We start from the raw sequence: 15,177 nt of genomic DNA, 5'->3' as shown, positions 1-15,177 counted from the left end.
TAAGCTCTCGCTCATGGATCAGATCGAGGAAATCCCCGCCCCCACCACGCGCGAGGCGTTCGAGCGCGAAGTGGCCCCCTCGTATCGCCCGGTGGTCATGCGCGGCGTTGCCCGCGAGTGGCCGCTGGTCGCTGCCGGGCGCGACGATGTCGGAGAGGCCCTCTCCTACCTCGAACGTCTCGACAGCGGCGTGCCCACCGACGTGATGCTTGCCCCGCCGCAGGAACGCGGACGTTTCTTCTACGCCCCCGACATGCGCGGTTTCAACTTCCAGCGGCGGCAGGGAACGATAGCTCAGGTTGCCGCGCATCTGCGCGAACTGGCAATGCAAGACGAGCCGATGGGGGTCTATGCCGGCGCGGCCGAAGCGGCGGTCCATACGCCGGGGCTGGAGGAGGCGAACCCCTTTCTCTTCGCAGGGACCGCGACCGGCGCGACGACGCGGGTCTGGCTCGGCAACGCGACGCAGGTTTCGACCCATTTCGACCTGTCGGACAATTTTGCGGTCGTCGCCCTCGGTCGTCGCCGCTTCACCCTTTTTCCACCGGACGCGGTGGGTGATCTCTACGTCGGGCCGCTGGATGTCACGCTGGCTGGTCAACCCGTCAGCATGGTCGATCCGCTGGCGCCCGATATGGAGACCTATCCGCGGTTCGAGCATGCGCTGGAGCGTGCTTCCTTCGCGGAGCTGGAGCCGGGCGACGCGATCTACATCCCCACACTGTGGTGGCATCACGTCGCAGCCCGCGATCCGGTGAACATCCTCGTCAATTACTGGCATAACGATACTCCGCACGGTGGCGGTTTCGTGGCCCTGGTCCACGCCATATTGGCAATCCGAGACCGGCCGGAGCCGCAGCGTGAGGCCTGGCGTGCATGGTTCGAGCATATGGTTTTCGCAGCGGACGCCCCCGCAAGCGCCGACCATATCCCGCTGCATGCGCGCGGCGTCACCGGCTCGCCCTCGCCGGAGCGGGACAGTCGGATTCGACGGTTCATCGCGAGCATCCTGACAGGCGGCAGCTAACGGCCCGCAGAGCGTCTTGCAGAGCCGCGCGATGGCATGGTAACGCTACCAAAAAGGGGAGAGAGAATGATGAAGACCTGGAAGTTCGCGCTGGCCGCAAGCGTTGCCGCCATTACCCTGCCCGCCGCCGCCAAGGACCGCTCGCTACCGATCGGAGCGTGCGTGAATATCGGCAACACGTTCGAGGTGTCCAAGGATCACGACCTTGGCAACGGCGCGGTGACCGCACGCGATTTCGCGCGGATCAAGGCGGCGGGATTCGACACCGTGCGTATGCCCGTTCGCTGGGACCAGCGCAGCATGTCGAGTGCGCCCTACACCATCGACCCTGCCTGGATGAAGCAGGTCAAGACCGCCGTCGATCAGGCACAGGCAGCAGGGCTGAAGGTCATCCTCAACAGCCATCATTTCGAGCCGATCTACGCCACGCCTCTCCAGACCCAGCCTTGGCATACCGGGGTGTGGCGCCAGATCGCCGAGACATTCAAGGACTACCCGAACGATACGCTGTGGTTCGAGATCGAGAACGAGCCGCACGACAAGTTCGACGACAGCAATCTGCGCCAGGTGCTCGACCCGGCGCTGGCGGTCGTGCGCGAAACCAATCCCGATAGGCCGGTGATCTATGGCGGGCAAAGCTGGAGCGGGATCGACTCGCTCAAGACCCTGACGCTGCCCGACGATCCGAACGTCTATCCGACGTTCCATTACTATGAACCGTTCGACTTCACCCATCAGGGAGCGAGCTGGGCCGGGCCCAATATCCCGCCCGTGGGCCGCGTCTACGGCACCCAGCCGACCGGCAGCGGTTGCAGGACGACCTCGCCAAGGTGAAGGCTTTCGAGGAGCGCACCGGGACGGTTCCCTTCATGGGCGAAACCGGCGCGTACGAGGCGAACATTCCGCTCGATCAGCGGGTCGCCTATGCTAGGGCGGTTCACGATACCTTTGCCCCGGCGGGCATCGACATGTGCCAGTGGGCCTACGCGAACACGTTCCCCCTGTACGATCGCGGGGCGGATCGCTGGCTCCCCGGCATGCTCGGTGCGATCGGACTGAAGGAACCTGCTTCATCGGAGGCCGATCGCCGGGAAATGGCCGCGAGCTACCCCAAGCAGGCCAATGCGACGCTGCAGCAGCTCGACGACCAATTGCCCGGCCATCTGGTGAACGATCCGACCCGGATTGACTGGAATACCCAGGGCGATTTCAAGACCGAGGTGGTGAAGGATGCGGCCATTCCCGGCGGCGGCGCGGCGCGGCGCTACGCTGTCGAGCGCAAGCCGGCCAACCCGTGGGAAGCGCAAACGACCATCCCGCTGACCGCCGCGATAGAGCGCGGCCAGACGATGACCGTCGGCTTCTACGCCCGTACCATTTCGGCCGAAACGCCCGACGGCAAGGGGGTGATCGGTGTACGGTTCCAGCAGAACTCGCCCCCCTATCCGGGGTTCGGGGATGCGACCGTAAAGATCGGTTCCGATTGGGACTGGTACGAGGTCAGCGGCGTCGCCGATCGCAACATGGCGCAGGATGTCGCCAACGTCGTGCTGCAGCTGGGCGGTGCGAAGCAAGTGATCGAAATCGGTCAGGCGATCGTCATAGAAGGCGCGCCGTCGATCGTAACCACGGAGAAGGTAACCAAGACCGCGCCCGAGCCGGCCGTGCCAGACGCGCTCAAGGGCTCGGGCACGCTGATCAACGATCCCGCGACCCGCAATTGGAGCAACTCCGCCGCCACAGGCACGTTCGAGAATAGGGACGACCCCACCATCTGGTTGGGCAAGTCGACCAATTTTACCGCCCCGGCGGCCGGGGCGAACCCATGGGATCTGACGACCGCGATTCCCATCGACGCGCCGATCGCGGCGGGCGACCAGCTGATGATAGCGATCGCAGCCAAGACCGAGAGCGCGCAAACGCCCGATGGCAAGGCAAGGATCGAGATGCGCGTTCAAGGCAGCGAGCCGCCCTATGACGGGTTCGGCGAGAATGCGTTCTCCGTTGGCCCGAAATGGCAGCTGATCCGGATCAAAACTACGGCGACCAGGGCATTTGCGGCCGGTCAGGCGCGGCTTGCGCTGCATTTCGCCGGCGCGGCCCAGTCGGTCGATATCGGACCGGTCTATATCTTCAAGGCGAACTGATGCGCGCGCTCGCCGCGTTCGGCGTTCTGGTCGCGGCGAGCACCTCCCTGGCGACGGTGCCACCGGTCGCGGCCCAGGAGGCCCCCATGCTCGCCGCGACCCCACCGATGGGGTGGAACAGTTGGAACCACTACGGCTGCGAGATCGACGAGGAACTGATCAAGCGCACCGCCGATGCCATGGTCGCATCGGGACTGCGCGACGCGGGCTATACCTTCGTCAATCTCGACGATTGCTGGCACGGCGAGCGTGACGGTCAGGGTTTTATCCAGCCCGATCCGAAGCGCTTCCCCTCCGGCATGCGGGCGCTGGGCGATTATCTGCACGAGCGCGGCCTCAAATTCGGCATCTATTCCGACGCGGGCGCGACGACCTGTGCAGGACGGCCCGGGAGCCAGGGCCATGAGTTCCAGGATGCGGCGCAATATGCGCGCTGGGGCGTCGACTATATCAAGTACGACTGGTGCGCGACCGGCACCGGCCCTGCGCAGCGCAACCCACGGGAAGCCTATGGCACGATGGCCCGCGCCATCGCCGCCACCGGGCGTCCGATGATCCTGTCCATCTGCGAATGGGGCGATAACGAACCATGGCTGTGGGCGAAGGACTACGGCCAGCTCTGGCGCACGACTGGCGACATTACCAATTGCTGGAACTGCGAGCTGGGCCATGGCAGCTGGTCGAGCCTCGGCATCTTGCCGATCCTCGACAAGCAGCGGCCCTTGCGCGCCTATGCCGGCCCCGGCCACTGGAACGATCCCGACATGATGGAGGTCGGCAACCTGCCGACGCTGGCGGAGAACCGGTCGCACTTCGCCATGTGGGCGATGCTCGCCGCGCCGCTGATCATGGGCACGGATGTCGTCGGGATGACCGATCCGATCCGCGATATTTTGGCCAATCCCCGGATCGTCGCGATCGATCAGGATCCGCTAGGCATTCCGGGATTTCTCTGGCGCGGCACGCCCGAGACCGGCATCTGGGCGAAGCCGCTGGCGCAGGACCGCTGGGCGATCGGGGTCCTCAACCGTTCCGACACCGCGCGCGAGATCGCCATCGACTGGGCGAACGGGGAGTTGAACGACGCGATGACGGGCCGCGATCCCAAATTCGGCGAGCGCAGTTACACCTTGGTCGACGCCTGGACCGGCAAACAGGCGGGAGCGACCGACACCCCTCTCTCGGTACGCGTCGCCCCGCGCGACACGGCGGTCTATCTGCTCACTCCGCGCTGACGGCGTACGGGCCGACGACGAGCCCGGTGAACAGCCCCGCATGGATGGTCGCGAGCGGCTCGATATCGATCGGCGCGCCGAGCTCCACATAGCGACCTTCACCTGCCTTGCGCCATTCGAGCCGCGCCTCGCCGCCTCCAATCTCCATTCTCAGGTCTAGCGGATCGCTCGCGCGATAGGGTGCGGATGCGACCAGCTCGCCGCGCTCGTCCTGGTCCGCCGAACTGCGGATGCGCGCGACGATCGCATCCCCTTCTCGTCCGAAGGCGAGGAAGTGGGATTCGTCCATCAGTGCCAGCAGTCCGGCGAAATCGCCCTCCTTACCGGGCGCGAAATCGAGGTGGGTTTCGTACGCGGCGTTCTCGTGTAGCAGGCGTCGACCTACGAAAGTTGGCTTGCCCAGCCCTCCGGCTGGTTCGGTCGAAGGAATGAGAGCGAGCCGCCCTTTTCGGCCTGTCTCGACCAGCCAGCGCTGCATCGTGTCCGGCGTACGCAATCCGATCCATGCGTCGGACAGGGGCGCGGTGAATTCTTCGCGCCATTCGCGCCAGTCGGTGGCTTCGGATCGTGGCAGATCGGGCGCTGCCAGCTGCAATGGCACTGGTTTGCCGTGGGGCAGGAAGGTAGGCCAGCCGCCTTCCCATGTGACCGGCAGCAGGAACGTCTCGCGCCCGAGCAGGGTCGATTGGCCGGCGAAAGGCCGAGTGGCGAGGAACACGCCCCACCAGCTACCGTCGTCGAGCTCCACCAAGTCGGCGTGCCCTGTCGCCTCGACCCGGTCCCGGCGATCGGGCGACAGGTCGCGCTGGGTCAGGATGGGATTGTCCGGGCCGGGTTCGTAGGGGCCGGTAAGAGTACGCGAGCGATAGATCGTTTCCGAATGCTGGTCCGCCGTGCCCCCTTCGGCGGCCATCAGGTAATACCAGTCGCCCACGCGGTAGATATGCGGACCCTCCGCCCACACGGGATCGGTCGAGGGGTCGACGCCGCCATCGACCAGCAGGTGTCGTTCGGGCAGCATCTTCATCGCCTTCGCGTCGAAGCGTTGGAGCCAGAGCGCGCGATGTCCCTCGTAACGCGGCTCACCCGCCGGGGCATCGTTATAGGCGATCCAGGCGGACCCGTCGGGTTCGAACACCAGCGAGGGATCGATCCCGCCGAAGTCGAGGAAGACCGGATCGCTCCACGGTCCTGCGGGGTTTTCGGCGGTAATCACGAAGTTCCCGCCGCATTCGATGCAGGTGTTGACGATCCAGAACATCCCGTCGTGATGGCTGATCGCGGGGGCGAACAGGCCGCGATTGGTGCCCAGCCCGGCGAAGTCCACCATGCCCGTCCGGTCGATCGCATTCCCGATCTGTCGCCAATGAACGAGGTCGGTACTGTGATAGATCGGCAGTCCCGGAAACCAGCTGAAAGTCGAAGTTACGAGGTAGAAGTCCGAACCGACCTTCACGATGGACGGGTCAGGTGCAAAACCGGGGAGGATCGGATTGCGAAATTCTCCGGCTGGGACATCCGGCGCCGGTTCCAGCGCACGGTAGGAAACCGAATCGAAATAGGCGGTCGGTGCCGCCGCGACCGGCGCGCCGATCAGTCCCATTGCCAGCACCGCGCTGCGAAGTGCCCTCGCCTTACCCATTCTGCTCTCTCCCGATCCGGCGGTCTTTGCGCTTGCTCCCGCGCTGCCGCCTTCTTATGGTAGCGCTATCAAGGGAGAGGACAAGAGCATATGCCGGTCAACCGGATCATGGAACTATTGCCGCAGGATTATCGTTCGGGCCGCTTCATCGGCCGGGCGGACGGGCCGGAGGGGCCGGTCGTCATCGCGATCCGCGACGGGCGGATTTTCGACATCACCGCTCGGGCGGCCAGCGTGTCGGGTGCGATCGCCCGCCGCGACTTCGACGGCGGAGAAGACATCGGCCCGGTGGAGGACGGCCTTCCCGAAGGGTGGACGCTGCTCTCGCCGATCGACCTGCAATGCATCAAGGCGAGCGGCGTGACCTTCGCGGTGTCCGCGATCGAACGCGTGATCGAGGAACGCGCCCGGGGCGACGCGGCGCGCGCGTCCGAAATCCGTTCGCAACTGGAAGAACGCATCGGCGCGGGCATCCGCGCAGTGGTCCCGGGTAGTGCGGAGGCGCGCGAGCTGAAGGCGGCGCTGCTCGAGGAAGGCATGTGGTCGCCCTATCTCGAAGTGGCGATCGGCCCGGATGCGGAAATCTTCTCCAAATCCCCCGTACTTTCCTCCGTCGGAGGAGGCTCGGAAATCGGTATCCGGTCGGACTCGCACTGGAACAATCCCGAACCCGAGGTCGTGATCGTGTGCGACGCCGAGGGCGAGATCGTCGGCGCGACGCTGGGCAACGACGTGAACCTGCGCGATATCGAAGGACGCTCCTCGCTCCTCCTGTCCAAGGCGAAGGACGCGACCGCCAGCTGCGCGATCGGCCCGTTCATCCGGCTGTTCGACGATGGCTACACGCTCGACGACGTGCGCCAGGCGGAGGTCGAACTGACCGTCGACGGGCCCGAGGGCTATCACCTCGAAGGGCGCAACGTCATGGCCGAGATCAGCCGCGATCCGACCGACCTGGTCGAACAGTGCCTGACCGAGCACCACTATCCCGACGGGTTCGTGCTGTTCTGCGGCACGCTATTCGCGCCGGTTCAGGATCGCGACACCCCCGGGGCGGGCTTCACGCACAAGGTGGGCGATGTCGTCACCATCCGGTCGGAGCGGATCGGCACCCTGACCAACACCGTCACCATCGCGCGCGATGCGCCCGCATGGACGATGGGCATAGGCGAATTCATGCGCAGCCTCGCCGCGCGCGGGCTTGCCGACAAGATCTGATTTCTAGACAAGCATAAATATGATTATATTCCGGGAGTGGCAGGCCGAATGGCGGAGGTGAGTTTGAAGCCCAAGACAGACGCGGCGATCTATCCAAGTCTGGTGCGCAAGAAGGTGATCGTCAGTGGCGGTGGCTCGGGCATCGGCGAGGGGATCGTCGAAGGCTTCGTGCGGCAGGGCGCGGCGGTCACGTTTCTCGACGTGCAGGACGGGCCTAGCCAGGCGCTGATCGATCGCCTCGGTGATGCGGAAATCGCGCCGACCTACGTCCACTGCGACATCACCGACGTCGCCCAGTACGGCGCGACGATCGGCGAGATCGTGGAGCGGCTGGGCGGTTGCGACGTACTGGTGAACAACGCCGCCAACGACGATCGGCACAAGATCGCCGACGTGACGCCCGAATACTGGGACGAGCGCATGGCGGTGAACCTGAAGCACCAGTTCTTCGCCGCGCAGGCGGTCGCCCCCACCATGCAGGCTGCAGGTGGCGGCAGTATCATCAATCTCGGTTCGATCAGCTGGCATTTGGGGCTGGAGGATCTGACTCTCTACCAGACGGCGAAGGCGGCGATCGAGGGCCTGACCCGCAGCCTCGCGCGCGAGCTGGGCCGCGACAATATCCGCGTCAACGCGATCATTCCGGGCAATGTGCAGACGCCCCGCCAGCAAAAGTGGTACACGCCGGAAGGCGAGGCCGAAATCGTGGCGGCGCAATGTCTCGACGGGCGCCTCCAGCCGGTGGACATCGCGGCGATGGCACTGTTCCTGGCGAGCGCCGACGCCCGCTATTGCACCGGGCACAATTACTGGGTGGATGCGGGATGGCGGTAATGCCGGAAGTGAAACGGGTTTTCGATGCCGAGGCCAAGCTGGGCGAAGGCGTATTGTGGGACGCGCGCCGGCAAGTCGTCTGGTTCGTCGATATCAAGCGCCATCTGCTGTGGCATTTCGACCCCGCGACCGGCAGCAATTCCGCCGCAGAGGCCCCGGGCCAGATCGGCTGGGCGATCCCGACGACCGGGGACCTGTTGCTGTGCGGCTTGGAGGACGGGCTCTACACCTTCGATCCCGCCAGCCAGCGGTTCGAGCATCTGCGCGATGTGCCCGGCGAGAGTGCGACCAACCGGCTCAACGATGCCTGCACCGATCCGTGGGGCCGCGTCTGGTTCGGCACCATGGATGATGAAGAGGACAGCGCGAGCGGCCGTTTCTACGTGTTCGATCGCGGCGACATCCGCCCCGCCGGGCCGTCCGGAATCACCATCACCAACGGTCCCGCGGTCAGCGCGCAGGGGGACCGCATCTATTTCACCGACACCGCAAACAAGCGGATTATGGTCGCGGACCTGACGCAGGAGGGCGTCGGCGAAGCGCGGCCCTTCGCGAACACCGGCGAAGATTTCCCCGACGCCTTCCCCGACGGCCCGGTGGTGGACGCCGAGGATCACCTGTGGACCGCGCTCTACTGGGGCGAGCATGTCGCGCGCTATTCGCCCGACGGAAAGCTGGTCGCGAAGATCGCGATCCCCGCGCGCGACGTGACCAAAATGGCGTTCGGCGGTGGCGACCTAGCAACTGCCTATGTCACCACCGCGACCAAGAACATGGAAGATGCCGACATGAAGGCGTTCCCCGAAGCGGGCGGGCTGTTCGCTTTCGATGCCCCTATGAAGGGCTTCGCGCAAACTCCCGCGAAGCTGTCGTGAGGGTCGCGGCCGGTTTCGCGTCGCTCGCGACGCTCGCCGCCGCTGCTCCAGCCCTCGCCGCTCCAACGCTCGGCGCCGCCTATGGCGATCACATGGTGCTGCAACGCGGGCAGCCGATCGTCATCGCGGGTACGGCCCAGCCCGGCAAAACTGTTGCCGCTACGCTCGGCACGGCGAAGGCGACCGCGAAGGTCAATGCGCAGGGGCATTTTCACCTCGAATTTCCCGCCCGGCAGGCGGACGATACCGGTTTGACACTCACGGTGACCGATCCGAGCGGTTCGACCACCTGGACCGATATCCTGGTCGGCGACGTCTGGCTGTGTTCGGGACAGTCGAACATGGAATTTCCGGTCGAGCGGACCATCATGGGCGCGCAGCGGATCGCCGGTGCCGCCGACCCGAAACTGCGCATACTCGCCATACCCAAAGCCACCGCAACGGTGCCGCAGGATACCTTCGGCACACCGGTGGCATGGCGGGTGTCCGCGCCCGACGTCGTCCCCTCCTTCTCCGCCCCGTGTTTCTACATGGCGCAGAAGCTGAGAGCCGATCTCGACATCCCCATCGGCGTGGTCGGGTCCTATTGGGGCGGATCGCAAATTCGTGCTTGGCTCACCCCGCAATCGGGGGAGCGCTTCTACGGCGCGGAGCAGATGGCGCTGCTGCGGCAATACGGCACCGACCCGCAGGGGGCGACGGTCGCCTTCGCTCCGGGCTGGGAAGACTGGTGGCGCGCGCATAATGGCGGCTCGGAGCCGTGGAACGACCCAGCATCGATCGAGTGGCAGGACGTGCCGAAGATCGCGCCATGGACCGACTGGCAGGATACTGCCCTCGCCGCCGATCCGGCGCGCAACGTGATGCTGCGGCGGCGGATCGATCTCTCCCCGGAGCAGGCAAAGGCGGGCGGCACGCTATCGATCGGCATCATCGACGATGGCGACATGACCTTCGTCAACGGCAAGCCGGTCGGCAACACCTTCAGCTGGGATACGGAACGCCACTATGCCGTGCCCGCCAGCTACCTGCGCGAAGGGTCCAACGAAGTGCTGGTGGTCGCCGCGAACGGTTGGGGACCGGGCGGTTTCCAGAGCGCGCCCGAGCGCCTGAACTTCGCGGTCGATGGCGGCGCGACCATTCCGCTCGCCGATGGCTGGCAGTATGCCGTGGCGCAGGAGCGCGGCTCTCCGCCCCGCGCGCCGTGGGACACGATCGCGGGGATCGGAGGGATGCACAACCGCATGATCGCGCCGCTCGGCCCCATGCGCTTCGCCGGGGCCGCCTGGTACCAGGGGGAGAGCGATGCGGGCATTCCGGGCTATGCCGACCGCCTGACCGCGCTGCTGGCGGGCTGGCGCGCGCAGTTCGGCGAACAGATGCGGATGCTGGTGGTTCAGCTGCCCGATTTCGGTGAGCGGCGGGCAGGCCCCGGCGCTTCGGGATGGGCCGAGATCCGCGAGGCCGAGCGCGCCGTGGTGGCCGCCGACGGGAACGCCGCGCTCGCGAGCGCGATCGACCTCGGCGCCTGGAACGAGCTGCATCCGCCCAACAAGCTCGAGGTCGGCGAACGGCTGGCGATGGGAGCCGAAGGCGAAGCGATGCCGATGCCCGTTTCCGCCACGCGCGTTGCGGGCGAGATCGTGGTGAACTTCACCGGTCTGAGGGACGGGCTCGTCGTTTTCAGCGGTGCCGACCCGCTGGGCGTGGAGCTGTGCGGGGAGGGGCAGGAGAGCTGTCGCTACGCCCCTGCTCGGATCGAGGGCAACCGGCTGATTATCGCGGAGGACGGTCGCCCGGCGACGCGCGTCCGCTATGCCTGGGCCGATGCGCCGATCGTCAATCTGTTCGACGGGCGCGGGCTACCGGTGCCCGGCTTCGAGTTGGAGATTGCGCAATGAAGGTTTCGCGGCGCGCTCTTCTTGCCAACAGCGCGATGGCAGTGACGTTGGCGGGGTGCGGCCGCATCGTTTCGCCCGCTCCCGCGACGGGCTTCGTCGGCCGCAACGGCACCGCCTTCCTGCGCGACGCCGAGCCCTATCGCGTTATGGGCGCGAACATGTGGTATGCCGCCTGGCTGGGCGCGGATAGCGATTACGGGGATCGCGCGCGTTTGCGGCGAGAACTCGACCGGTTGCAGGCGTTGGGGATCAACAACCTGCGGATCATGGCGAGCGCGGAGGAGGGGCCGCTGAACCATTCGATCAAGCCGGGCTTCACCCGCGCCGACGGCTCCCCCAATCCGGCGCTCTTCGCAGGGCTGGACTACGCCATGGCGGAAATCGGCAAGCGCGGCATGACCGCGGTGCTGGTGCTCTCCAATTTCTGGGAATGGTCGGGCGGTTTGCAGACACTGCTATGGCGCGCGACCGGCACCTATATTGACATGGGTGACCCCGCACATCCTTGGCCCGCCTTCGCCGACGCCACCGCGCAATTCTACGCCAACGAGACCGCGCGCGAATTCTACGACACGCATCTGCAGCGGGTCGTCGGGCGCATCAATTCGATCACCGGGCGGCGCTATGTGGACGATCCCGCGATCTTTTCCTGGCAGCTCGCGAACGAACCGCGCGCAGGGGGAAGCGATGCGGCGATCGCACGGAACAAGGCAGCCTATTACGACTGGATCGACACCACCGCTGCCCGGCTGCGCGCGCTCGCCCCGAACCACATGGTTTCGCTGGGTCAGGAGGGGACGCAGGGCTGCAACGGGCAGGAGGCGGTGGTGCTGCGCGCCCATCGCAATGTCGACTATCTCACCGCGCATATCTGGCCGTTGAACTGGGAATGGGCCGACGGGGACGATCTGGCCGGGACCTGGCCGACGGTTCAGGAGAAAACGACCGCCTATCTGGAAACGCACGAGGGACTCGCGCGCGACCTGGGCAAGCCGATGATCGTGGAGGAATTCGGCTTCCCCCGTGACGGGGAAAGCTACGACCCGGCGGCGAAAACCGAATGGCGTCAGCGGTTTTACCGCCTGATCTACGACGCGGTCGAAGATAGCTGGCGCAGCGGCGGGGCGATCGCGGGGAGCGGGTTCTGGGCCTGGAACGGCGAGGCGCGCGCGGCGCATGGCGACTACCGTTTCGCCGATGGCGACCACGCCTATATGGGCGATCCGCCGCACGAGCCGCAGGGCTGGTATGGCAATTTCGACAGCGACGCAGGAATGCTGGCGGTGATCCGCGAACACACCGCGCGTCGCGATCTCGGCCTTCCGGCGACCGCCACTAGCTGACCCTTCCGGCGAGGTTGGCTCTGCCTCGCAGGTCGGTCTGCCCCCGGCGACGCGCGCTAGTGGTTATGGCGCGGCAGCTTCCGCGACGTCCCGCGATATTTCAGAGCGAAGTCCATTACCCCGCCCTCGCTCAGCTGGCCGGTCTTCTCGCGGAAGAGCTCCTCCCACGGCGTGTTGCTGGCTGGAATCGGCGGCGCATCTTCCTCCGCCAGTCGCCGCTCGATCTCGCTCTCCTCGACCAGCGCATTGCAAGTCGCCTCGTTCAGATCGACGCGGATGATATCGCCAGTGCGCAGCCAGGCGAGGCCCCCGCCCACCGCGCTTTCCGGCGAGATGTTGAGGATCGAGGGACTGTCGCTGGTGCCCGACTGCCGCCCGTCGCCCAGCGTCGGCAGCCACTGGGTGCCCGAACGGATCAGCGCGTCGGGCGGCTGCATGTTGACCACCTCGGCGCTGCCCGGCCAGCCGATCACGCCTGCGCCGCGCACCACCAGGATGCAGTCCTCGTCGATATTCAGCGCGGCGTCGTTGATCCGGTGGTGATAGTCGTCGGAGCCATCGAACACGATCGCCCGCGCCTCGAACACCCCCTCCTGCCCGGGCCGCGACAGATAACGCGCGCGGAACTCGTCCGAGATCACCGAGGTCTTGAGGATGCCGAAATCGAACAGGTTTCCGGACAGGACGAGGTAACCCGCCTTCTCCATCAAAGGATCGGCGAAGGCGCGGATCATCTCGCGGTCGCGGCTCTCCCGCCCCTCTAGGTTTTCCGCCAGCGTCTTCCCGGTGCAAGTCAGACAATCGCCGTGCAGCTTGCCCGCCTGGAGCAGCTCCCAAAGCACGGCAGGAACGCCGCCAGCGCGGTGGAACCGCTCGCCGAGATATTCACCGGCGGGCTGCATGTTGAGCAGCAGCGGCAGGTCGTACCCATGCTCCTGCCAGATTTCCGGCGGCAGAGGCACGCCCGCATGGGCCGCCATCGCCTGGATATGCGGCTGCGCGTTGGACGATCCGCCCAAGACGCTGACCGCCGCGATCGCATTGAGGAACGCCTCGCGCGTCAGGATGTCCGAGGGCTTCAGATCCTCGCGCACCATTTCCACGATCCGCACGCCGGTGCGATAGGCGTACTGCCCCCGCTCGCGATAGGGCGCGGGGATGGCGGCACAACCGGTCAGGCTCATCCCCATCGCCTCGGCAACCGCGTTCATCGTGCTCGCCGTGCCCATGGAGTTGCAATGGCCAGCGGAGGGTGCGCTATCGGTCGCGCGGTCGAGGAATTCCTCCTGCGTGATCTCGCCCGCCGCCAGCTTGCGGCGGCTACGCCAGATGACGGTGCCGCTGCCGACCAGTTCGCCGTTGTGCCAACCGTCCAGCATCGGCCCGCCGGACAGGACGATCGCGGGAATGTCGACTGTGCTCGCGGCCATGATCTGGCTCGGCGTGGTCTTGTCGCACCCGGTGGTCAGCACCACGCCGTCGAGCGGATAGCCGTTCAGCAGCTCGACCAGACCGAGATAGAGCAGGTTGCGATCGATCGCCGCGGTGGGTCGGCGGCAGTTCTCGAAGATGGGGTGGACGGGAAATTCGATCGGGATGCCGCCTGCGTCGCGGATGCCGTCGCGCGTGCGCTTCGCCAGGTCCAGATGGATGCGGTTGCAGGGGCTTAGGTCGCTGCCCGATTGGGCGATGCCGATGATCGGCTTGCCGCTGCGCAATTCCTCCGGCGTGACGCCGTAATTCATGAAGCGTTCCAGATAGAGCGCGGTCATGTCCATGCGCTCTTCGTTGGCGAACCAGTCGCGGCTGCGCAGCCGTGGTTTCTCGCGCTCGCTCATTTATCGTCTCTGCCGTCGTTGTAACTGGTCGCGAGGCTGGGACCGGCATCGGAATTGCGCCGGATCAGCTGATAGGGGAGCATCACCTGCTCCGGCTGATCCCGCTTGCCGGAACGGCGGGATATCTTCGCGATCATCTCGACCGCGCAGGCGGTCATCTGCCGGATCGGTTGACGGATCGTCGTCAGCTCGGGCCAGATCGAGCTGGCGAGATCGGTATCGTCGAAACCGCAAACCGTGATGTCGCTGGGCACATCGAGATGCCGGCGGTGGGCCATGGCGACGGTCGCCGCGGCCATGTCGTCGTTGGACGCGAAGATGGCCGAGGGCCGGGTCGGCAGCGACAGCAGACGTTCCGCCGCCATCATGCCCGAACGATAGGTGAACTGGCCCTGCGCGATCAGCTGACCGGGAACCTTCAGCCCCGCCTCCTCCATCGCGGCGCGAAACCCGTTCAGGCGGCGGCCGCTCGCGACCTGTTCGGGATTGCCGATGATGAAGCCGATCCGTTCATGCCCCAGGCCGATGATGTGCTTCGTCATGTCGTAGGCGGCCTGGAACTCGTCGATCATGACCGACCCGTGCGATCCACTCGCCCGGCCCGGCCCCACCGCGATCGCGATCCCGCCCGCATCGGTGATGAGGTCCAGCACGCTCTGATCGTCGCATAGCGGGGGTGGCAGGATGAACCCGGTCACCCCGCCTTCGACAAGATTGCGCACCAGGACGGAACTGTCGGGTACGTTGTCGCAGCTCTGGACTTCGAGATGGATGTCGCGCCCCCCTGCCTCTTCCAGCGCCCCCATCAGGAATTCGCTGAGATAGGAGGCGGACGGGTTGTCGAACATCAGCCCGATGCGCAACTGCGCCCCGCCCGCCAGCGATCGCGCCGCACGGTTGGGGGAATAGTTCAGTTTGCGGATCGCCTCCTGCACCTGGTCGCGCGTTTTCTCGCGGACATTGCCTTCGCCATTGATCACGCGGCTGACGGTCATCGGGGAACACCGCGCCTCGCGTGCCACATCGGCGATGGTCGGCGCGCCTCCCCGACGCCGGGAGGGACGCTGACGTCGCGCGGCGGCGGCGTCGGATGCGGAAACGGAACTCGCCATGGACA

At 66.1% G+C, this 15,177-nt stretch carries 12 protein-coding genes; 9 read left to right on the top strand and 3 right to left on the bottom strand.

Annotated features, from left to right (window positions below):
• Positions 1-13 precede the first annotated feature (13 nt).
• The 4 genes from F7D01_RS13170 to F7D01_RS13160 all read left to right on the top strand — a co-directional run bounded on the left by F7D01_RS13170 (position 14) and on the right by F7D01_RS13160 (position 4,409).
• A complete protein-coding gene (locus F7D01_RS13170) occupies positions 14-1,027 on the top strand; it encodes a cupin-like domain-containing protein (RefSeq protein WP_215227920.1) in 1,014 nt (337 codons plus the stop codon).
• A 66-nt stretch (positions 1,028-1,093) separates the two neighbouring features.
• Complete coding sequence (locus F7D01_RS15330; RefSeq protein WP_251566875.1) at positions 1,094-1,861, top strand: glycoside hydrolase family 5 protein; 768 nt, start codon at positions 1,094-1,096, stop codon at positions 1,859-1,861.
• Entirely contained in the window at positions 1,858-3,174 is a 1,317-nt protein-coding gene (locus F7D01_RS15325) for a hypothetical protein (protein ID WP_251566873.1), read from the top strand. Before F7D01_RS15330 ends, F7D01_RS15325 begins: the two co-directional genes overlap by 4 nt.
• A complete protein-coding gene (locus F7D01_RS13160) occupies positions 3,174-4,409 on the top strand; it encodes a glycoside hydrolase family 27 protein (RefSeq protein ID WP_215227919.1) in 1,236 nt (411 codons plus the stop codon). The genes F7D01_RS15325 and F7D01_RS13160 overlap by 1 nt, the downstream gene beginning before the upstream one ends.
• On the opposite strand, the gene F7D01_RS13155 is transcribed toward F7D01_RS13160, so the two are convergent.
• The gene (locus tag F7D01_RS13155; protein ID WP_215227918.1) at positions 4,396-6,051 is read right to left on the bottom strand and encodes a glycoside hydrolase family 43 protein; all 1,656 of its coding nucleotides are present in this window, start codon (positions 6,049-6,051) and stop codon (positions 4,396-4,398) included. The two genes, F7D01_RS13160 and F7D01_RS13155, sit on opposite strands and share 14 nt — an antisense overlap.
• A 90-nt stretch (positions 6,052-6,141) precedes the next feature.
• Here F7D01_RS13155 and F7D01_RS13150 point away from each other — a divergent pair, with 90 nt between their 5' ends.
• From F7D01_RS13150 to F7D01_RS13130, 5 genes are read left to right on the top strand one after another with little or no spacing between them, the layout of a single operon-like run.
• Positions 6,142-7,269, top strand: a complete 1,128-nt coding sequence (locus F7D01_RS13150) for a fumarylacetoacetate hydrolase family protein (RefSeq protein ID WP_215227917.1) — start codon at positions 6,142-6,144, stop codon at positions 7,267-7,269.
• 48 nt (positions 7,270-7,317) lie between these two features.
• On the top strand, positions 7,318-8,103 hold the full coding sequence (locus F7D01_RS13145; protein WP_215229825.1) for an SDR family NAD(P)-dependent oxidoreductase: 786 nt from the start codon (positions 7,318-7,320) through the stop codon (positions 8,101-8,103).
• Positions 8,094-8,978 (top strand): SMP-30/gluconolactonase/LRE family protein, encoded by an 885-nt coding sequence (locus F7D01_RS13140; protein WP_215227916.1) that lies wholly within the window; start codon positions 8,094-8,096, stop codon positions 8,976-8,978. The genes F7D01_RS13145 and F7D01_RS13140 overlap by 10 nt, the downstream gene beginning before the upstream one ends.
• Positions 8,975-10,879: an Ig-like domain-containing protein gene (locus F7D01_RS13135; protein ID WP_251566871.1), complete on the top strand. Its 1,905-nt coding sequence runs from the start codon at positions 8,975-8,977 to the stop codon at positions 10,877-10,879. Before F7D01_RS13140 ends, F7D01_RS13135 begins: the two co-directional genes overlap by 4 nt.
• Positions 10,880-10,914: 35 nt before the next feature.
• Positions 10,915-12,222, top strand: coding sequence for a cellulase family glycosylhydrolase (locus F7D01_RS13130; protein WP_215227915.1), 1,308 nt, complete (start codon positions 10,915-10,917; stop codon positions 12,220-12,222).
• Between the two features lie 56 nt (positions 12,223-12,278).
• Here F7D01_RS13130 and F7D01_RS13125 read toward each other — a convergent pair whose 3' ends face one another.
• Together F7D01_RS13125 and F7D01_RS13120 are read right to left on the bottom strand one after the other, a co-directional pair.
• Entirely contained in the window at positions 12,279-14,060 is a 1,782-nt protein-coding gene (locus F7D01_RS13125) for an IlvD/Edd family dehydratase (RefSeq protein ID WP_215227914.1), read from the bottom strand.
• A complete protein-coding gene (locus F7D01_RS13120; RefSeq protein WP_215227913.1) occupies positions 14,057-15,172 on the bottom strand; it encodes a LacI family DNA-binding transcriptional regulator in 1,116 nt (371 codons plus the stop codon). The genes F7D01_RS13125 and F7D01_RS13120 overlap by 4 nt, the downstream gene beginning before the upstream one ends.
• Between the last annotated feature and the right edge of the window lie 5 nt (positions 15,173-15,177).

Source organism: Erythrobacter sp. 3-20A1M (genome assembly GCF_018636735.1).
GTDB lineage: Bacteria > Pseudomonadota > Alphaproteobacteria > Sphingomonadales > Sphingomonadaceae > Alteriqipengyuania.
The sequence above is the reverse complement of the archived record's forward strand: the minus strand, read 5'-3'. Positions and strand labels throughout refer to the sequence as shown.